Consider the following 17,631-nt stretch of genomic DNA (forward strand, 5'->3'; position numbering starts at 1 on the left):
CTTGGCTCACTCTATCCGCCATCGCCCTATCTGTGACTAAACCTTCGCCCCCAGCGGCTGCAACCTCGCCAGCCGCAACGCTACCCCGAGGGCAATCAACAGCAACACCCCGATAAACAGCCCGATGCCGTTCCAGCCCGCGTAATGCCAGAACACTCCGCCACCGGTTCCGGCTACGCTTGAGCCCGCGTAATAGCAGAACAGGTAAAGCGAAGCAGCCTGACCTCTGGCCGTTGCCGCTCTGCGTCCCATCCAACTGCTGGCTACCGAATGCGCACCGAAAAAGCCGAAGGTGAATATCAGTACGCCTGTGATAACCAGTGGCAGCGGTGTGAACAGGGTCAGCAGCAGGCCAGCCAGCATCATCACGATCACGGCCCATAGCACCCGTCGGCGGCCAAGACGGTCGGCCAATGAGCCGATCTTTGCCGAGCTGTAAATTCCCGACAGATACACCACGGAAAACACCCCGACCACGGCCTGGCTCAGGTTGTAGGGGGCGCTCAAAAAGCGGTAGGCGATGTAGTTGAACAGCGTGACGAATGCGCCCATCAGCAGAAACCCGACCAGAAACAGCAGCGGCAACCCGGCGTCTTTGAACTGCACCACAAAGCCGTCCAGCAGGCTGCGAGGGTGCAGTGAGCGGGGGCGGAAGTTGCGCGATTCCGGGAGGATCTTCCAGAACACCACGGCTGCGATCAGGGCCAGCCCACCGACCACCAGCATCGCCGCGTGCCAGCTTACGTAATCGATCATGACCCCGACGATCAGCCGCCCGCTCATCCCGCCGACCGCGCTGCCGCCGATATACAGCCCCATTGCCAGGCCCAGATGCGTGGGGTGGATTTCCTCGCTCATGTAAGTCATCGCCACTGCCGCCAGACCGCTCAGCGACAGGCCCACCATTGCCCGTGTGATAAGTACGCCTTCCCAGCTGGGCATCAGCGCGCTGGCGATGGTGAACAGCGATGCACAGAATAGCGCCATGACCATCACCGATTTGCGCCCCAGCCGGTCGGATATCGGTCCAGTGATCAGTAGGCCGATGGCGAGCATCGCCGTGGCGACGGACAGAATCAGGCTGCTCTGGGCTGCCGAAAGGGAGAACTCGCCGGACAGCGTTGGCATCATCGGCTGGACGCAATACAGCAGGGTGAATGTCGAGAACCCGCCAGCGAAAAGCGCCAATGCGGTGCGTTTGAAAAGCGGCGTGTTTTTCTCGATGTAAGTGTCGCCAGACGGTTTAGCGGAGGCATTCAAGTCTGTGGTGGGCGGGGCGACGGCAGGATTCAAGGGAAACCTCGGAGCACGATTGGGCAGGCAATGAAAAAATCATATAGCCCGCCAATCATTCCATCCAATATATTGTTCGACCTGTTTGATAGGTAAAACGACTTAATGGAGGCCGCATGGAATTGCGCCATCTGCGTTACTTCATCGCGGTTGCCGAAGAGTTGCATTTCGGTCGTGCGGCACAGGCGCTAGGTATCTCCCAGCCGCCGCTGAGTCAGCAGATCCAGACGCTGGAGCAGGAGCTGGGCACGCGTCTGTTTGATCGCACCAACCGGCGTGTCGAGCTGAGTGAATCCGGCAGGTTGTTTCTGGATGAGGCGCGTCTGGTGCTGGCGCAGGTCGATAAAGCCACTGATGTTGCCCGGCGTGCGCAACTGGGTGAAATCGGCGAGCTGAAGATTGGCTTTACTTCGTCGGCACCGTTCACTTCCAGCATTCCACAGGCGATTTTTGCCTTCCGTCAGGCTTATCCGGATGTGCACCTGACCCTGACCGAAATCACCAGCCAGGAAGTGGCAGCAGGGCTTGAGGACAAGACCATTCAGGTCGGCATCATGCGCCCGTTGGCGTTACCCGATTCGTTGGTGGTGTTTGAACTGCTGAACGAGCCACTGGTGGCGATCATGCGTGCTGACCATCCACTGGCGGCAGAAAGCGAGAACGGGATCTATATGTCGGCCCTGGCCGCTGAGCCGTTCGTGTTCTTCCCGCGCACTTATGGCAGCGGCATTTACGCGCAGGTTCTGAGTCTGGCGCGCGCCGCGGGTTTCAGCCCGCTGATCACTCAGGAAGCGGGTGAAGTGATGACCATCATCGGCCTGGTGGCGGCTGGACTGGGCGTCACCGTGCTGCCAGCGTCCTACCGCCGAATGCGCATCGACGGCGTGGTCTATCGCAATGTCCTCGACCCCGGCGCTACAAGCGCGGTGTGGCTGGTACAGCGCAAGGACGAACAGTCACCGATGGCCAAGGCGTTTACCGAGCTTTTAACGCGCAATGTCGCACGATAGTTGAGGTTATCGTTCCGCACGCTCCGCGTGGGAATGCCTGTCGTGACGCTCTGCGTCACAAATCTGCGCCGCGCCGCAGACTCAAGACCGGACGCAGAGCGTTCAGAACGGCATGCGACGCGGAGCGACGTAAGAGAGTTGAGACGTGCGTGATCTCACCCCCAACGCTTGAATATCAATGACGTATTCACCCCGCCAAAGGCAAAGTTGTTGTTCATCACATATTCATTACTCATCCGCCGGGGTTCTCCGACGATGTAGTCCAGTTCGCCGCACTGTGAGTCGACGTCGACCAGGTTTAGCGTGTGGATATAGCGGTCGCTGTTGAGCATTTCGATGCTGAACCATGACTCCAGTGCGCCGCAGGCTCCCAGTGTGTGGCCGAGGAAGCTTTTCTGTGAGCTCAGTGGCATGCGTGAGCCGAACAGGCTGCTGGTGGCCAGGGTTTCGGCGATGTCGCCCTGTTCGGTGGCAGTGCCGTGACCGTTTACATAACCGATGGCGTCGGGCGACAGGTTGGCATCTTCCAGGGCCAGTTCCATGGCGCGACGCATGGTGGCCTGCTCGGGACGAGTGCTGTGGGCGCCGTCGGCATTGCTGCCGAAGCCGACGATTTCGGCATAGATGTGCGCGCCACGTGCCTGAGCGTGCTCAAGTTCTTCGAGTACCAGCATGCCGCCGCCTTCACCGATCACCAGTCCGTCTCGCCCGCTGTCGTAGGGGCGTGGCGTGCTGTGTGGCGCGTCATTCTTGAGGCTGGTGGCGTACAGCGCGTCGAACACCATGGCCTCGGTCGGGCACAGCTCTTCGGCCCCGCCCGCCAGCATCAGCGGCAGACGGCCAAACTTGATCGCCTCGTAGGCATAGCCAATGCCTTGGCTGCCACTGGTACAAGCGCTGGAAGTCGGAATCAGGCGTCCGGTCAGGCCGAAGAAAATGCTGATGTTGGCGGCGGTGGTGTGCGGCATCATCCGCACGTAGGAGTTGGCGTTCAGGCCTACTGCCACCGAGTTGATCAGCATGTTGCCGAAGGCCTTGATCTCGTCGGTGCTGCCGGTTGACGAGCCGCAGGCGGTGCCCATGCGCCCATCGCGAATGAGCGGATCATTCAGCAGCCCGGCGTCGATCAACGCCTGTTCCGCAGCAGCCACTGCCAGTCGCGATACGCGGCCCATGCTGCGCAGTTGCTTGCGTGTCCAGTGTGCGGGCACCGCGAAATCGTCGATGGGGCCAGCCAGTCGGGTATTCAGTTCGGCGAAACGGTTCCACTCGTCCATTCGGCGAATGCCGCTGCGATTGGCGGTGAAGCTCGCATCGATAGTCGGCCAGTCGCTGCCCACCGAGGTAATGCCGGACATCCCGGTGACGACCACACGCTTCATCAACACAGCCCTCCGTTGACGGCCAGCACCTGACGAGTGATGTAGCTCGCTTCGGCCGACATCAGAAAATTCACGGCACCCGCCACTTCCTCGGGCGTGCCCATGCGTTGCGCCGGGATCATCTTCATCAGTTCGTCGACTGGCACGTTCTCGTCCAGCATTGCGGTGTCGATCAGCCCCGGAGCGACGCAGTTGACAGTGATTTTGCGTTTGCCCAGTTCGATGGCCAAGGCCTTGGCGGCACCGATCAGGCCTGCCTTGGAGGCGCTGTAATTGACCTGGCCACGGTTGCCGATAAGGCCGGAAACCGAGGTGATGCAGACAATACGGCCCGCCGCACGACGACGAATCATCGGCATGGTCAGCGGGTGCAGCACGTTATAAAAACCGTCCAGATTGGTGCGCAGCACCTGATCCCAGTCATCATCGCTGAGTGCCGGAAACGCGCCGTCGCGGGTCAGCCCGGCGTTGAGTACCACGCCGTAATAGGCGCCATGCGTCTCCACATCCTGTTCCAGAATTGCCTTGCAGGCGGCACGGTCCGAGACATCGAATTGCAGAACGCGTGCCTGACGGCCCAGCGCAACGACTTCGGCCTGCACGGCTTCGGCTTCGCTGCGGCCGGTGCGGCAATGCAGGATCAGGTCGTATCCGGCCTGGGCCAGACGCAGAGCGATGGCGCGGCCGATGCCACGGCTGGAGCCGGTGACCAGTATCGATTCAGTCATGCCGGGGCTCCTTCAGCCAGATAGTCAGCAGTGTTGGGCGGGCAATATACATTGAGTCGGGCAAAAGCCTTGATATCCGGTCCGGTCAGGGTGCATTCGAACACGCCCATGCCGCTGTCGTCCTGCAAGGAGCGCACGGCATGGATATGCAGTTCGCTGCCCAGCGGGAAGCGCGCTACGTTGCATTCGAACTTGCGGCTGCCGAGCAGAAACCCGAGCTTGACCGCTTCACCCTTGGTGCGCGCCTGGCAACCGGCATAGGCCGCGACGCTCTGGGCCATCAGCTCTATGCCAAGCCAGGCGGGCAGGCTGCCGTCCGGCTGGTTGAACAGACCATCGGCGCGCACGGTCAGGCGGGTTTGAATCTGCTCTTGGTCAAAACTCAGCACCTGATCGATGAGAATCATGTCGCCAGCATGGGGTATGAGTTCGGCGAGCGACCACTCGGTCATGGGGCATCTCCGATAATCAGGCTGATGTTGTTGCCACCGAAGGCAAACGAATTGCTCATCATGTAACGAGCATTTGCAGGTGCCAGGCGCGAACCTGGCAGTGTCCATTGCAGTGCAGGCAATAGCGGGTCAGCTTCGCCGTCCCACAGGTGCGGGGGCAGGGCCTGTTCGCTGTTGTCCGGTGCCAGGCTCAACCAGCAAAACGCCACTTCCAGCGCTCCCGCGGCACCCAGCGTGTGGCCGCTGAGCGGCTTTGTCGACGAGCAAGGCACACCGTTCGGGAATACCGCCTGCACGGCCAGGCTTTCCATCGCATCGTTATGTGGCGTAGCGGTGCCATGCAGGTTCAGGTAACCGATCTGTGCGGCATCGAGTCGGGCACTGCCCAACGCTTGCAGCATGGCATCCTGCGCACCTCGGCCGGTAGGTTCCGGGGCCGAGATGTGGTGGGCGTCGCAACTGGCACCCGCGCCCAGCAGGGCAATCGAGTGGCTGTTGCCAGCTTCGCGGGTCATTAGAAACAGCGCTGCCGCCTCGCCGATGTTTATCCCGTTGCGGTGCGTGGAAAACGGATTGCACAGTTGTGGCGACATGGCTTCAAGCGCCGAGAACCCATTGAGGGTCAACCTGCACAGGCTGTCGACGCCGCCGCACAGCACCGCATCGCACAGGCCTATGTCCAGCGCCCGTCGTGCGCTGAGCAGCGCCCGCGCGCTGGACGTGCAGGCTGTGGAAATCACATAGGCCGGGCCGCTCAATTGCAGCCAGCCGGCCAGGAAGTTCGCCGGTGCGCCCAGTTCCTGTTGGCGATAATCGTAATCGTCGGGGAAGGTCTTATCACGCAGCCAGCTTGCCATGCTCTCGCTTGCTTCATCGATACCCGAGGTGCTGGTGCCGACGATCACGCCAATCCGCCCGGCTCCGTAGCGCGCGATAGCCTGACGAATGTCATCTTCGATCTGCAAGGCCGCGGCCAGCAGCAACTGGTTGTTGCGGCTGCGCTGCGATTGCATGGCGGGCGGAATGGGCGGCAATGCGGATTTTACCGCGCCGACCGGCAATGCGCGTTCCGGCACCCAGCCGCTTTCGAACACCATGCCCGAGCTGTCGCCTGCGAACAGTCTGCGCGACACCTCTTCACGGCTGTCGCCCAGCGAGCAGATCAGGCCCAGCGCATTGAGATAGGCAGTCATGGCATGCTCTCGTCGTTCAGCGGTGTAACCCTGTAGCTCAACCCGTCCTTGAGACGGATGGTGTAGGCGTTGGCTGACTGATATTCGACCAGCCAGCGATCATCCAGACGCCGCTGCATGCCCTGGCGGTACGCCGTGGGGTAGCGGCCATGCATTTCCAGATCCGAGGTCATGGCGAACATTATTGCCGCAAACAGCTCGCGTGCTTCGGGGTTGGGGGGCAGCAGACCGTCGGCTTGCCATTGTCCGTTGATCAGCAACTGGCGAGCCTGGGGGATACCCAGCGGGTCCATCATCGACCAGCGCAACCCGGCGTTTTCGCGCTGGATGACCAGCATCCAGTCTTGCCGCTGATCAGCCTGTCGGCGTTCGATGTGCAGCTGCATCGGCAATTGCATCGTCGGTGCGGTAGTCGGCAGCGGTGCCTGTGCAGCGCAGCCGCCCAGCAGCAGAAAGGCCAGAAATAATACCCGGATCATAATGCGCCACCTTGTAGCGGTTTGCGGGCCACGACATTGACCAGCGTTTCTTCCCGTTGCCCGAACGGCCTGGGTTTTTGCAGTTTCAAGGCTTCGAGCAGGCCGAAATCCCTGGCGCGGCTCCACCACAGGTAAGGGTACGAAACATGCTGTGCGCCGAACTCGAAACCCTGGTCGCGGATCATATGCAGATACTGCGCCGCGCTTTTCTGAACGTGCATCGGGTGGCGGAACAGCCAGCGAATCACCCAGGTGTCGATGTAGGCCTCGGTGGACTCGGCGAACAGCAGGTAACCGCCTGGCTTGAGTACGCGATAAAACTCGGTCAGCGCCTGTTCCTGCTCGACCAGATGATGAAAGGTCTGGTGACAGAACAGCAGATCGACGCTGGCGTCCGGCACTTGCAGCGCCGCGCAGTCACTGCCGATCAGCTCGACCTCTATGCCTCTGGCGCGCGCCTCCTGACGGCTCATCTCCAGGCTGTGCAGGTCGGCATCGACACCAATCAGCCTTGAAGGCTGAAAAACCCTGCTCAGGTGCTGAAACGACTTGCCCTGCCCGCAACCGGCGTCGAGCAAAACCGGTGCGGCCGGAAGCGCGCTATCGAACAGGCTGCGCAAATCGTCTATCGCCACACGCAATACGCGGTACTGCCAAGTATGGCTGCGCAGAAACCACAGGCCGAAGCGGGTTTCCTCGACATAGCTGTCACTCAGGAACGGTCGATTCATGAGTCACCGTCCGCGCAGATTTCCGAGAGCGTGCGCAAGCGGCGTTTGGGCTCGCTGACAAACGGATTGCGCTCGTCCCAGGCATAGCCAGCCAGAATGGCGCTGATCATGCGGCGGATATCCGGCGCGCTTCCCGGGTAGAAAATGACGCTCTGGAACGAGCCGTCGTACCAGCCTTCGACATAGGCCCGGAAGGTATCGACGCCACGCTTCAGCGGAACGGCGAACTCGGTTTCCCAGTCCACGCTCTCACCCTGCAATTGTCGATTCAGCACGCCAGCGGCCATGCTCGCCGAACGCATGGCGATGGTCACGCCTGACGAAAACACCGGATCGAGGAATTCCGCCGCATTGCCCAGCAGCGCAAAGCCCTTTCCATGCAGGGTTGTGACGTTCGCCGAGTAGCCGCCGATGGTCCTTGCCGGTGTATCCCAGACCGCATTTTTCAGCACGCTGGCCAGTTGCGGTGTTTCATCGATAAAGGCGCGCAGGCAGGCGTCCAGGTCATCGGGCTTGTCTTTGAAGCGCTCGGCCGAGGCCACGACGCCTATCGAACAGCGACCTTCGCTGAACGGGATCGACCAGAACCACACATCGCTGTGCTGCGGATGGATGCTGACCAGGATCTTCTGACGGTCAAAGGGCGGGCTTTCGATATGGTCTTCGATATGGGTAAACACCGCCTGACGCACCGGAAAGCCCGACGGCGCTTCCAGATCCAGCAGGCGCGGCAGTACGCGGCCATAGCCGCTGGCGTCGAGTACGAAGCTGGCCTGCACGCTGTATTCGCTGCCGTCCTCGCGTTTTACCCGCAATACCGGCTGCAGGCTGTCGAAGTCGGCGCTGATGATTTCCTGCTGATAGCGGATTTCCGCACCCTGCAGCTCGGCCTGATCAGCGAGCAGCTTATCGAACTCGCTGCGTTGCACCTGAAAGGTGGTCGGCTTGCCGTTGCTGAAGGTATCGCCAAAATCGAAATCGCTGTACTGCTCGCCGCGCGCAAAGGCAGCACCGTTCTTGAGCTGGAAACCGGCGGCCTGCACGGCGTCGAGCATCCCGGCTTCTTCGACGAAGTCCAGGCAATGGCACAGCAGGCTTTCGCCGATGGAGAAGCGCGGGAACAGCTGACGCTCGATAATCAGCACGTCGTGGCCCTGGCGTTTGAGCAGGGCTGCCGCAATGCAACCGGCCGGGCCGGCACCGATGACGACGACCTGACGAATTTCCCTATCAGTGATGGGCACAGGTATTCCTTTCCGATTGGGCGGTGGCAGGGAGTGACGACAACGCTGCAAGACTCATGCGTGTGGCCCTTCAGCATTGGCTGGCGAATGAAGCGCTTTACGCGGGCTGGCCCACGGTGCCAGAAGAAAGCTGAAGGCCAGCCCCAGGCTGACCGACAGGCCGAAATTGCTGATCGCCGGGGTGCCGGAAACAGCCAGCAGGCCGAACGACAGCCACGTGGTGACCGCTGCCAGCAGCGTGCCCAGCAGGCTGACCGCCGCGCCGCCTATCTGCTCGCGCATCAGGATGGCGTAATCGACGCTGATCGCCGTGACCAGCAACAGGCCGAACAGGCTGAACAGAGTCAGCGGCTGACCGAGCCAGCCCAGGCTGGCGAGGCTGCACAGGGCCGCCAGCAGGGGCAGGGCGACGATGCGCAACGCACCGCCGAAGCCAAACGGAGCGATCAGCAGCAGGACGATCAGTACGCACGATGCCAGTTTCAATTCCGCTGCGCTGATCTGCGTGTGGGCAAACACCTCGTTGAGCTCACCCAGGCGGTCGACCAGTTGCACGCCCTCCAGTCCGATGGCCTGCACGCGCAGCAACGCCATGCTGTTCATGCCACGCAGGCTGACGATGCTGGCTACCTGAGCGTCGCCTTCGGCATCTTCGCTGGCGCCTAGCCAGAGCGTGCGCCACGGTTCGCTGAGCGGGCCTTGAAGCGCCTGATCAATGTCTTGCGTTGGCAGTGCCTGCAATTGCGCGAGTTCGGTTTTCAGTGCGTTGGCCGGAACGCCAAGCTGTACCAGTGGCTCCCAGTGTTGCGGCAATTTGCCCAGTGCATCACGGGTCAGTTGCTGCTCGGCAGGCGAATCCAGCAACTGGTTGAGGGCCATGTAACCCTGCAGCTTGTCCATGCTGACCAGTTGGTCGAGCCGTTGGGTCAGTTCGGACTGCCGATCCAGCAACTGCTGTTGGTCCTTGCCGCGCACCAGAAAAAACTGGCTGGTGGGCTGATAACCGGTGATCCGTGCGATGGCCTGGGCTTCATCGGTCAACGCCTGAGGTGCTGCCACCCATTGGCGGATATCGTTCTTGGTGGTCAGGTGCCAGAGCCCGCCGCCGCAGAAGGCCAGCAGCAGCGCCAGCAGAATCGGCGTGCTGATGCGCTGCAACAGCGCTGCGCGGCAATCGAGCATCAGTTTCGCCAGTTTCAGCGGCCATTGCGCGGGGTTGATCTCGACCTTTGCAAGCAGCGCGGGCAGCAGACACACCGCAGTCAGGTAAGCGCCGATCAGGCCCGCAGCGGAGAACACGGCAATTTGTGTCAGTGCCGGGAACGGCGTCCAGGCCAGGGCGAGATAGCCGATACAACTGGTGATCAGGCTCAGCGTCAGGCCCGGCAGGGTCAGGCGCAAGGCGGGCCAACTGCGCCAGGGTTTCAGGCTCCAGCTCTTGGACAGGTAATGCAGTGGGTAATCCACCGCCACACCAATCAGGCTGGAACCCAGCACCAGCGTCATGACGTGCATGCTGCCAAACAGCGCCACGCAAGCCACTGCACCGAAGAGCATGCCGACTATCACCGGTACAAACGCCAGCAGCACGCTCCAGCGTCGGAATGCCAGCAACAGCAGCAACAGAATACCGAGTGTGGCGCCCCCGCCGACCCAGGTGATTTCCCGGCTGGCCTGCTTCTGCCCGTCGGCGGCGTACAGCAGGCCGCTGGCGGCGAGCAATTGCCCACCGGCCTGCTGCGCCTGCACCCGCGCTTGCGCCAGCAGGTCGGCGACCTGACCGGGCAGGTGCAGATCGAAAGCATCGGTTCGGGTTCGCGAACGCAGCAGTACCCAGCTTTTGCCCTCGGCGCTGGCGATCAGCGCGCCGCTGGCCAGATCCGCCTCGACCGAGCCCTGTTTCGGCAAGCTGTTCTGGATACGTCCGGTCAGCCCCAGCCAGTCATCCTGACCCGGCACCAGGCTGAACCCGGCAAACGGGTCGAAGAGAGTTTGTACACGCTGCTCGATGAAAGTCTTCGGCTCATCGATCAACAGAGCGCGATCCGCTGCCGGCAACATCGCGATTCGCCCTTGCAGCAACTGGGTGCGCAACGCGGGCAGATCGGCTTGCAGCGACCACTGAACCTTCTCGAACAGGCCGCTCGCTTGCCATTGCTCCGCCAGCGTGCGAGCCAGTTCCACAGCCTGCTGGCGGTCGGTGTGACCCACCAGCACGAGCATTTCGCGATTGAGCGGTTCCTGCATGCGCTTTTCGGCGCTCACCACCAGTTCGTCGTTGTCAGTGCCCGGCACCAGTTCCATGAGGTTGGCCGACAGCGGCGAGCGGTCGTGCCACTGCCAGCCGGCCAGCGCCAGCACGCTTGCCAGAATCAGCAGGAACAGTCGCGGCAATAGCCGCTCAGTCGTTGAAGTCATTGCGCTGCGCATCGGTCAGGGAGGAAGCACTGCTGCTGTCGAGCATTTTCAGGACGGTACTGTCGCCCTGGGTTTCCAGCAACTCGATACGCTGGACCAGTTCTCCGCCATCGATGTTGATCTGTTTGAACACTTGTTGCAGCAGCATCGAGCGCGGTGTGAGCGTGAGTTGCCAGGCGTTCGCGTCGCCCTTGAGCTGCAAGTCGAAATCCCGTTGCAGGCCGCTGCTGTCGCCCTGCAGTACAGCAAGGAACAAGCGGTTCTGCTCGGCCCCGGCATTTTTGTTTGGTACGGGCTTCCAGGTGCTGATGTCGCCCACGCTTTCGCGGCGGGAAATGCCGCTGGCATTGATGCGGTAATCCTGTTTCAGCGGTGTTTCCAGCAGCCAGAGCAGCCCGAAATCCCTGGCGAGCACGAAGCGGCCTTTGCTGAGCAGTGGTTGCGGCAGGGCGCGCAGGTGTTTTTCCTGAATGAAGCGCCCTTGCACCACCGCAGGTTTAGCGAGCTGATCACTCAGTTGTTGTAGATCGAAAGCCTGCGCCAGTGAAGACAGGCACAGCAACCCCAATAGCAGCAAGGCGCGAAACGGACGGTTCATGGCAAAGCTCTCTTCACGGCATCGATAAAGACCTGGGGCGATGCCAGTTGCATTTCCCGGCTCTGGCTGTCGACCGCAACCTGCACGGTGCTGGCGCGGGTCAAGCGTTCGCCGGTGTGTGCGTCGGTGATCAGGTAGTTGATCTTCAGACGGTTCTCCCACTCCACCAGACTGGCGCGTACGTTCAGTGTCTGGCCGAACACCGCGCTGCGCACGTAGCGCAGTTGCAGGTCGATCACCGGCCAACCATAACCGGATTCGAGCATCTGCATGTAGTTATGACCAATGTGGTCGAGCAATGCGCAGCGTGCGACTTCCAGGTATTTGACGTAATGCCCGTGCCAGACGATGTTCATCATGTCGACGTCGAAAAACGGCACCACGATTTCGGTGTCGACGTGCAGAAAACCCTTACTGCGCATGCAAGCTCCAGCGGCGGTTGGCAATATGTTTCAGGCGCAGGCGCAGTTCATTCTCCAGCGCCCGGTCTTCGATGACAGGGGCAAAGTCCTCGCCCAGCTGTTGGTGCATGGCCGCCAGTGCTGGTGGCAGCGGGAGCGCATCGGCAGCCTTGCTGCGCAGCCATATACCTTGGTTGGCGGCGATCAGCGTGGCGGCGGCAACCTGCTCGGTCAGCTCCAGCACCCGAATGGCGTCACGCGCAGCGATGGTGCCCATGCTCACCTTGTCCTGATTGTGGCATTCGGTGGAGCGCGAGAATACGCTGGCCGGCATGGTGTTTTTCAGTGCTTCGGCGGTCCATGCGCTGGTGCCTATCTGCACCGCCTTGAAACCGTGATTGAGCATGGCCCGCTCGGCGCTGGCCCCTGACAGATTGCTCGGCAAGCCGTGGTTGTAACGTTCGTCGATCAGCAGCGCCAATTGCCGGTCGAGCAGGTCTGCGACATTGGCCACCAGCGTTTTCAGGCTGTCCATGGCAAAAGCAATGTGCCCGCCGTAGAAATGCCCGCCGTGCAACACGCGCTCTGCTTCGGCCTCGATGATCGGGTTGTCGTTGGCGCTGTTCAGCTCGATCTCAATGAACGAGCGCAGCCAGTTCAGGCTGTCGGCCAGCACGCCCAGCACATGCGGTGCGCAGCGCAGCGAATAGCGGTCCTGCAAACGATGCAGTGGGGCGGTTGGCGCGTCGATGGCCAGGTCCTGACGCAACCACGCGGCTACCTGCATCTGGCCCGGATGCGGCTTGGCGGCGAACAGGCGCTCGTCGAAGTGCTCCGGGTTGCCTTGCAGCGCCACCACGTTCATGGCGGTGATACGGGTCGCCAGTTGCAACAGGTAATCGGCGCGGGCGAACGCCAGGCACGCGATGCCGGTCATGACGGCGGTGCCGCTCATCAGCGCCAGCGCTTCCTTGGGGCGCAGCACCAGCGGCGTCCAGCCCAGTTCGCGGTGCACGTCGCTGGCCGGACGGCGCTCGCCACGGAACATCACGTCGCGCTCGCCGGACAGGGTCGCGGCCACGTAAGACAGTGGGGTCAGATCACCGCTGGCACCCACCGAGCCCTCTTCCGGGATCAGCGGCAGCACGTCCTGATCGATAAACGCCTGCAAACGCTCAAGCAGTTCGACGCGCACCCCGGAAACGCCCTGACACAGTGACTGCAAACGTGCCGCCAGCACTGCGCGGGTGGCCTGGGCGTCCAGCAGCTTGCCCAGCCCGCAGCCGTGAAACGTGTACAAATGCTGCGGCAGCGCCTCGACATGTTCCAATGGCACGGCCACCACGCAGGAGTCGCCGTAGCCGGTGGTGACGCCGTAGATCACGCCTTCCTTGTTCAGTAACGAATCGAGAAACTGCGCGCCCCTGGCAATGCGTGCGCGAAATTCAGCGTCGCCTTGCAACGCACTCGGTGCCTGCCGATTGGCCAGGGCCAGCACGTCTTCGATACACAGGGCGCGCTCGCCGAAAATGATCGGGTCAGGAGCTTGAATCATCATCGGACTTCCAGAATGGGTAGAAATTGAACCACTGCTGCGGGGCTTCCAGGCAGTAGTGCCCAAGACGCTCGGCATAACGCGTGGCCCAGTGGGCGATGACCTGGGCTCGGTCGCTGCGTCGCCATTCGATGGCGTCGGAGAACGGTTCGAGAATCACCCGATAGCCGTTCGGGCCTTTAAGGCAGAAAAACAGATTGACCGGGCACTTGAGCAGACCGGCCAGCAGCCACGGGCCTTGCGGAAACGTCGCGGGCTTGCCCAGAAAGTCGACCCGCACATTGCGCCCGCCGTGCAGGGCAACGCGGTCACCGGCGATGGCCAGCCACTCGCCTTCGTCCAGACGCTGGCTGAGTTGCAGCATGATCGCCGGGTCCAGTTCGCTGACCTGAATCAGCCGCAGGTTGGTCGCTCCGGCTTCACCGAGCAGGCGATTGAAGCGTTCGGCGTGCTTGGTGTGCACCAGCACGTTCATGGTAACTTTTTCGCCGAGTTCGGCCAGTGCGCGGCACACCTCAAGGTTGCCCAGATGTGCCCCGACCAGCATTTGTCCGCGCTCGCCGCGCAGGTTGTGGCGCAGCAGGGCTGGGTCGATGATCTCGATCTGCTCGATGCCCAGCTTGCCGTTCCACACATCAAGCTTGTCGAGCAGTGCCTCGGCGAAGGCCATGAACTGGCCAAACACGCGCCGTTGGCTGGGGCGCAGTTCGGGTCTGGCGCTCCAGTCCGCCAGGCGCTGCTGGTATTCCCAGATGCTGTGTCGGGCACGGCGGCCGAAGGCGAAGAAATATAGAACGATGCCATACAGCACCGGGCTGAGCAGGCGACGACCGAGCACGCGCATGCCCCAGGCGGTAAGCTTCATGAGCAGGAAGCTGCCACGCTCTTCGTGACTGGCCCAATGTTCCTTGGGCGACTTTTCAATGGTCATGAGCGCCACCGCCGCCAGAGGATCACCGGCAGACGCATCAGCATGCCGAAGAACAGCTTGGCGTGCATTTTCGAGATCAGGGCGTTGTCGTGAAACAGGCGGAAATGCGACAGGCCGTCCTGCGGATAGTGAACGCGGGTCGGCAGCCAGCGCATCGCCTGGCCACGCCATGACAGGCGCACGAGAATTTCCGAGTCGAAGTCCATGCGCCTGCCGATCTGCACGCTGTCGATCAGCGCCAGAACCGGGGCCAGCGGGTAGAGCCGAAAGCCGCACATGGAATCGCGAATATGCAGTGACAGGGTGTTGATCCATACCCAGACGTGGGTGAGATAACGGGCGTACAGGCGGCCTTTGGGCACGCTTTCGTCGTACTGCGGATAGCCACAGATCAACGCTTGCGGGTACTGGCGTGACTGCTCCAGAAACACCGGAATATCGTTCAGGTCATGCTGACCATCGGCATCGACCTGCAACGCATGGCTGAAACCCAGGCGTGCCGCCTCGCGGAACCCGGCCATGACCGCGCCGCCCTTGCCTTGATTGACCGGCAGGCGCAACAGGTAAATACCCTCACCCTGCGCCAGCTGCTGTAACACTGCGGCGCAAGCCGGGCTGCTGGCATCGTCCACCAATATGCAGGGCAAGCCTGCGTTGCGGACGGCCTTGACCACGCTGGGCACGGCCAGTTCGTGGTCGAACACCGGAATGATCACGCAAGGCTTATGCATGATCTCCCTCCAGCACAATCCGGCCGCTGGAGCAGGGTGCGTTTTCGCTGTTGTGAAAGGCGAAATGCAGCTTTGAGCGAGCGGCATCGAAGCGCAGGGTCAGTTTCAGGCGGTCGCCGGGGCGCACCAGTTGCTGAAACTTGAGCACTTCCATGCCGGCAAAGTCGGTTGGCAGATTCAACAGGCGCTGCCCCAGACTGATCGCCCATTCGACCTGAACCACGCCTGGCAAGACCGGTGCCTTGGGAAAGTGGCCGCTGAAAAATGCCAGATCTGGCGGGACCATCAGTTGCAGGTGCAATTCGCCGTCGACCGTCTGTTGGTCAAGCACTTGCGGTTGCCTGGGGCGTGAGGCCATGAGCAGGTTCTGCACGTCCATCTGCGCCAGTTTGCCCTGGGCATTGAGGGGCATTTGCCGCAGCAGACGCCAGCGCCGCGGCAGAGCGATGGTTTCGCAGTGCGGTCGCAAATACTGGCGCAAGGCTTCGGTAAGCGCTCGACGGCCCTGATTACGCAGGGCCAGCAAGCCCGCATCGCTCAGCACCAGCAGCGCGCCAAGCGACGCACGGTTTTCCTGAACCACGCCAAGGCGCGCTTCATTTACCCACTCGTGAGTCGTAAGGGCCTGCTCGATCAGTGGCAACGACACGCGCTTTTCTTCGAGTTTGACGATGCGGTCCAGCCTGCCCAGCAGTTCGAATCGCCCATCATTGCCAATCTGCACGGCATCGGCGGTCTGCTCTACGTGACCGGGCGGCAGATAGGGCGAGCTGATGCGCAGCGCCCCTTCGTTGTTCTGACTCAGCTCTACGCCGTCGAAGGCTTGCCAGTGCTGTTCGCCCTGCCGCCAGGCGATGCCACCGGTTTCCGAACTGCCGAGAATTTCCGTCGGCCACTGGCCAAGACGTTGTTGCAGACTTTGCGCCGCTTCGGCTGGCAATGCGCCGCCGGATGAAAACACCCGGCGCACGGCACTGAGGCTGCTCCAGTCGAGGTTGTCGCCCATGCGCTTGAGCAGTGCCGGGCTGGCGACCCAGGCAAAGGACGGGTATTCGCGGCTGGCGCGTTGCAGGTCTTCGGCAAACGGCAACTGGCGGCGCACGAACGGGCGCGCGGCGCACAGCGGCCATAGCAAACGGAACAGCAGCCCATAAATATGTTGCGTCGCAACGCTGCCGATCATGCATGCCGAACCAATCTGCGCGCCCCACAGCTGTTCCAGCCCGCAGACTTCGTTGGCCAGCTGGCGCAGGCGTTTTTCAATCAGTTTGGGCTCGCCGCTGGAACCCGAGGTGCACAGGCTCAACCGGCACTGGTCAAGGTCAAGCGCTGCCGGAGCCAACTGCGCGGCGTGCAGATCGCTTAAATGCGTGTCTTGCGTCAGGTCGGTCAGCCACAGGTCGACCTGATTGGCCCAGCGCTCGCGGGTCTGGCCTTGCAAGTCCGCGGGCAGCAACACGTGCACACCGGCGCGCCAGGCACCGAACAAGGCGACAGCCAGGTCAGCGGCATCTTCAAGGTGTACCGCGAGGTTTTTGATACCGCGGGCTTGCAGTCCTGCGGCCACACTCAATGCCTGATCACGAAATTGCGCGTGATCCAGGGTCGGGGCCAGCGTCAGCAGCCGGTCGGGCAGGGCGTCGAGCAGCAGGTGTTCAAGGTTCAACCAGTTCATGCGATCCATTTCATTTGCCGCCCGCAGAGGGTGGGCGGACGATCCATTCAACAGCGAACAACAGGCCCATCAATCCGTAGGAAACCAGGCCGGTGTACAGCGTCCACCAGGACAACGGTGCCCAGAGCGTCAGTATGGCTGCCGTGAGGCCATTGGCGAGGAAGAACAGGCACCAGATCTGCGTGACTTTACGGGTGTAGCGGATGCCGGAATCGGGCAGTTCAGGGCGGTTTATGCGCGCCATTCTTTCTACGATAGGCGGGCCGTAGACCAGGCTTGAACCGAACAGGCCGAGCATGAACGCGCTGACCAGTACCGGATACCAGCGCAACATCAGGTGGCTGTCGATTACGCCCAGCGCCACGCAAAAAACCAGGGCGACGAGCGCCATCGCCAGGCTGCCGGGCTTGCGCTCGCCGGTCAGTGCGCGCGCCAGCCACAGGCTGCCCAGCAGCAGCGCGAACTGCCACGGGGCGAAGTGTTCGGTTCCCCAGTAGACGGCAAACGGATACAGCACACCGGCCAGCACCAGAATCAGGCCAATCAGCCGCTTCATTCGGCCGTGTTGACCAGTTTGTAGACGGCCTCTACCACGTCGTTCACGGTTCTGACTGACTTGAACTCTTCAGCGGCAATCTTCTTGCCGGTCTTGCGTTTGATGTGGTCGATCAGGTCCACGGCATCGATGCTGTCGATTTCCAGGTCCTGATACAGGTTGGCTTCAAGTGTGACCCTCTCAGGCTCCAGTTCGAACAGTTCCACCATTGCGGCGCGCAGGATTTCGAAGATGTCTTCACGGGTTTGCATGTT

At 61.8% G+C, this 17,631-nt stretch carries 18 protein-coding genes; 1 reads left to right on the top strand and 17 read right to left on the bottom strand.

Annotated features, from left to right (window positions below; translation table 11 throughout):
• Positions 1 to 36: 36 nt before the first annotated feature.
• A complete protein-coding gene (locus tag AC4ANE_RS02185; protein ID WP_460408682.1) occupies positions 37 to 1,293 on the bottom strand; it encodes an MFS transporter in 1,257 nt (418 codons plus the stop codon).
• Positions 1,294 to 1,409: 116 nt separating this feature from the next.
• Between AC4ANE_RS02185 and AC4ANE_RS02190 the strand changes: the two genes are divergently transcribed.
• Positions 1,410 to 2,303 (top strand): LysR family transcriptional regulator, encoded by an 894-nt coding sequence (locus AC4ANE_RS02190; RefSeq protein WP_005731006.1) that lies wholly within the window; start codon positions 1,410 to 1,412, stop codon positions 2,301 to 2,303.
• Positions 2,304 to 2,458: 155 nt separating this feature from the next.
• Here AC4ANE_RS02190 and AC4ANE_RS02195 read toward each other — a convergent pair whose 3' ends face one another.
• Genes AC4ANE_RS02195 through AC4ANE_RS02270 form a run of 16 tightly spaced genes read right to left on the bottom strand, consistent with a single transcriptional unit; the run spans position 2,459 to position 17,628 of the window.
• On the bottom strand, positions 2,459 to 3,685 hold the full coding sequence (locus AC4ANE_RS02195; protein ID WP_031594992.1) for a beta-ketoacyl-ACP synthase: 1,227 nt from the start codon (positions 3,683 to 3,685) through the stop codon (positions 2,459 to 2,461).
• The gene (gene fabG, locus AC4ANE_RS02200; protein WP_003366033.1) at positions 3,685 to 4,413 is read right to left on the bottom strand and encodes a 3-oxoacyl-ACP reductase FabG; all 729 of its coding nucleotides are present in this window, start codon (positions 4,411 to 4,413) and stop codon (positions 3,685 to 3,687) included. Before fabG ends, AC4ANE_RS02195 begins: the two co-directional genes overlap by 1 nt.
• Positions 4,410 to 4,865, bottom strand: coding sequence for a hotdog family protein (locus tag AC4ANE_RS02205; protein ID WP_002551673.1), 456 nt, complete (start codon positions 4,863 to 4,865; stop codon positions 4,410 to 4,412). Before AC4ANE_RS02205 ends, fabG begins: the two co-directional genes overlap by 4 nt.
• Positions 4,862 to 6,058 carry a beta-ketoacyl-[acyl-carrier-protein] synthase family protein gene (locus tag AC4ANE_RS02210; protein WP_002551674.1) on the bottom strand — a complete coding sequence of 399 codons (1,197 nt, stop codon included), beginning with the start codon at positions 6,056 to 6,058 and terminating at the stop codon, positions 4,862 to 4,864. Before AC4ANE_RS02210 ends, AC4ANE_RS02205 begins: the two co-directional genes overlap by 4 nt.
• Positions 6,055 to 6,537 (bottom strand): hypothetical protein, encoded by a 483-nt coding sequence (locus tag AC4ANE_RS02215; protein ID WP_002551675.1) that lies wholly within the window; start codon positions 6,535 to 6,537, stop codon positions 6,055 to 6,057. The genes AC4ANE_RS02210 and AC4ANE_RS02215 overlap by 4 nt, the downstream gene beginning before the upstream one ends.
• Positions 6,534 to 7,268 carry a class I SAM-dependent methyltransferase gene (locus AC4ANE_RS02220; protein ID WP_460408683.1) on the bottom strand — a complete coding sequence of 245 codons (735 nt, stop codon included), beginning with the start codon at positions 7,266 to 7,268 and terminating at the stop codon, positions 6,534 to 6,536. Before AC4ANE_RS02220 ends, AC4ANE_RS02215 begins: the two co-directional genes overlap by 4 nt.
• Positions 7,265 to 8,512: an NAD(P)/FAD-dependent oxidoreductase gene (locus AC4ANE_RS02225; protein ID WP_002551677.1), complete on the bottom strand. Its 1,248-nt coding sequence runs from the start codon at positions 8,510 to 8,512 to the stop codon at positions 7,265 to 7,267. The genes AC4ANE_RS02220 and AC4ANE_RS02225 overlap by 4 nt, the downstream gene beginning before the upstream one ends.
• A 54-nt stretch (positions 8,513 to 8,566) precedes the next feature.
• Positions 8,567 to 10,930, bottom strand: a complete 2,364-nt coding sequence (locus AC4ANE_RS02230) for an MMPL family transporter (RefSeq protein ID WP_031594993.1) — start codon at positions 10,928 to 10,930, stop codon at positions 8,567 to 8,569.
• Positions 10,914 to 11,528, bottom strand: a complete 615-nt coding sequence (locus AC4ANE_RS02235) for an outer membrane lipoprotein carrier protein LolA (protein WP_002551679.1) — start codon at positions 11,526 to 11,528, stop codon at positions 10,914 to 10,916. Before AC4ANE_RS02235 ends, AC4ANE_RS02230 begins: the two co-directional genes overlap by 17 nt.
• Positions 11,525 to 11,950: an acyl-CoA thioesterase gene (locus AC4ANE_RS02240; RefSeq protein ID WP_002551680.1), complete on the bottom strand. Its 426-nt coding sequence runs from the start codon at positions 11,948 to 11,950 to the stop codon at positions 11,525 to 11,527. The genes AC4ANE_RS02235 and AC4ANE_RS02240 overlap by 4 nt, the downstream gene beginning before the upstream one ends.
• Positions 11,940 to 13,487 carry an HAL/PAL/TAL family ammonia-lyase gene (locus tag AC4ANE_RS02245; protein ID WP_031594994.1) on the bottom strand — a complete coding sequence of 516 codons (1,548 nt, stop codon included), beginning with the start codon at positions 13,485 to 13,487 and terminating at the stop codon, positions 11,940 to 11,942. Before AC4ANE_RS02245 ends, AC4ANE_RS02240 begins: the two co-directional genes overlap by 11 nt.
• A complete protein-coding gene (locus tag AC4ANE_RS02250; RefSeq protein ID WP_002551682.1) occupies positions 13,468 to 14,415 on the bottom strand; it encodes a lysophospholipid acyltransferase family protein in 948 nt (315 codons plus the stop codon). Before AC4ANE_RS02250 ends, AC4ANE_RS02245 begins: the two co-directional genes overlap by 20 nt.
• The gene (locus AC4ANE_RS02255) at positions 14,412 to 15,146 is read right to left on the bottom strand and encodes a glycosyltransferase family 2 protein (protein ID WP_002551683.1); all 735 of its coding nucleotides are present in this window, start codon (positions 15,144 to 15,146) and stop codon (positions 14,412 to 14,414) included. Before AC4ANE_RS02255 ends, AC4ANE_RS02250 begins: the two co-directional genes overlap by 4 nt.
• A complete protein-coding gene (locus tag AC4ANE_RS02260) occupies positions 15,139 to 16,821 on the bottom strand; it encodes an acyl-CoA synthetase family protein (RefSeq protein WP_031594995.1) in 1,683 nt (560 codons plus the stop codon). Before AC4ANE_RS02260 ends, AC4ANE_RS02255 begins: the two co-directional genes overlap by 8 nt.
• 10 nt (positions 16,822 to 16,831) lie before the next feature.
• Complete coding sequence (locus tag AC4ANE_RS02265) at positions 16,832 to 17,377, bottom strand: COG4648 family protein (RefSeq protein ID WP_002551685.1); 546 nt, start codon at positions 17,375 to 17,377, stop codon at positions 16,832 to 16,834.
• A complete protein-coding gene (locus AC4ANE_RS02270) occupies positions 17,374 to 17,628 on the bottom strand; it encodes an acyl carrier protein (protein WP_002551686.1) in 255 nt (84 codons plus the stop codon). Before AC4ANE_RS02270 ends, AC4ANE_RS02265 begins: the two co-directional genes overlap by 4 nt.
• Positions 17,629 to 17,631: the final 3 nt, after the last annotated feature.

This window comes from Pseudomonas sp. Pme6b, assembly GCF_058129925.1.

Bases quoted from the DNA above. Each gene is read 5' to 3' on its own strand.
- AC4ANE_RS02190 (WP_005731006.1), top strand. From the start codon at position 1,410: ATGGAATTGCGCCATCTGCGTTACTTCATCGCGGTTGCCGAAGAGTTG.
- AC4ANE_RS02195 (WP_031594992.1), bottom strand. From the start codon at position 3,685: ATGAAGCGTGTGGTCGTCACCGGGATGTCCGGCATTACCTCGGTGGGC.
- fabG (WP_003366033.1), bottom strand. From the start codon at position 4,413: ATGACTGAATCGATACTGGTCACCGGCTCCAGCCGTGGCATCGGCCGC.
- AC4ANE_RS02205 (WP_002551673.1), bottom strand. From the start codon at position 4,865: ATGACCGAGTGGTCGCTCGCCGAACTCATACCCCATGCTGGCGACATG.
- AC4ANE_RS02210 (WP_002551674.1), bottom strand. From the start codon at position 6,058: ATGACTGCCTATCTCAATGCGCTGGGCCTGATCTGCTCGCTGGGCGAC.
- AC4ANE_RS02215 (WP_002551675.1), bottom strand. From the start codon at position 6,537: ATGATCCGGGTATTATTTCTGGCCTTTCTGCTGCTGGGCGGCTGCGCT.
- AC4ANE_RS02220 (WP_460408683.1), bottom strand. From the start codon at position 7,268: ATGAATCGACCGTTCCTGAGTGACAGCTATGTCGAGGAAACCCGCTTC.
- AC4ANE_RS02230 (WP_031594993.1), bottom strand. From the start codon at position 10,930: ATGACTTCAACGACTGAGCGGCTATTGCCGCGACTGTTCCTGCTGATT.
- AC4ANE_RS02235 (WP_002551679.1), bottom strand. From the start codon at position 11,528: ATGAACCGTCCGTTTCGCGCCTTGCTGCTATTGGGGTTGCTGTGCCTG.
- AC4ANE_RS02240 (WP_002551680.1), bottom strand. From the start codon at position 11,950: ATGCGCAGTAAGGGTTTTCTGCACGTCGACACCGAAATCGTGGTGCCG.
- AC4ANE_RS02245 (WP_031594994.1), bottom strand. From the start codon at position 13,487: ATGATGATTCAAGCTCCTGACCCGATCATTTTCGGCGAGCGCGCCCTG.
- AC4ANE_RS02250 (WP_002551682.1), bottom strand. From the start codon at position 14,415: ATGACCATTGAAAAGTCGCCCAAGGAACATTGGGCCAGTCACGAAGAG.
- AC4ANE_RS02255 (WP_002551683.1), bottom strand. From the start codon at position 15,146: ATGCATAAGCCTTGCGTGATCATTCCGGTGTTCGACCACGAACTGGCC.
- AC4ANE_RS02260 (WP_031594995.1), bottom strand. From the start codon at position 16,821: ATGAACTGGTTGAACCTTGAACACCTGCTGCTCGACGCCCTGCCCGAC.
- AC4ANE_RS02265 (WP_002551685.1), bottom strand. From the start codon at position 17,377: ATGAAGCGGCTGATTGGCCTGATTCTGGTGCTGGCCGGTGTGCTGTAT.
- AC4ANE_RS02270 (WP_002551686.1), bottom strand. From the start codon at position 17,628: ATGCAAACCCGTGAAGACATCTTCGAAATCCTGCGCGCCGCAATGGTG.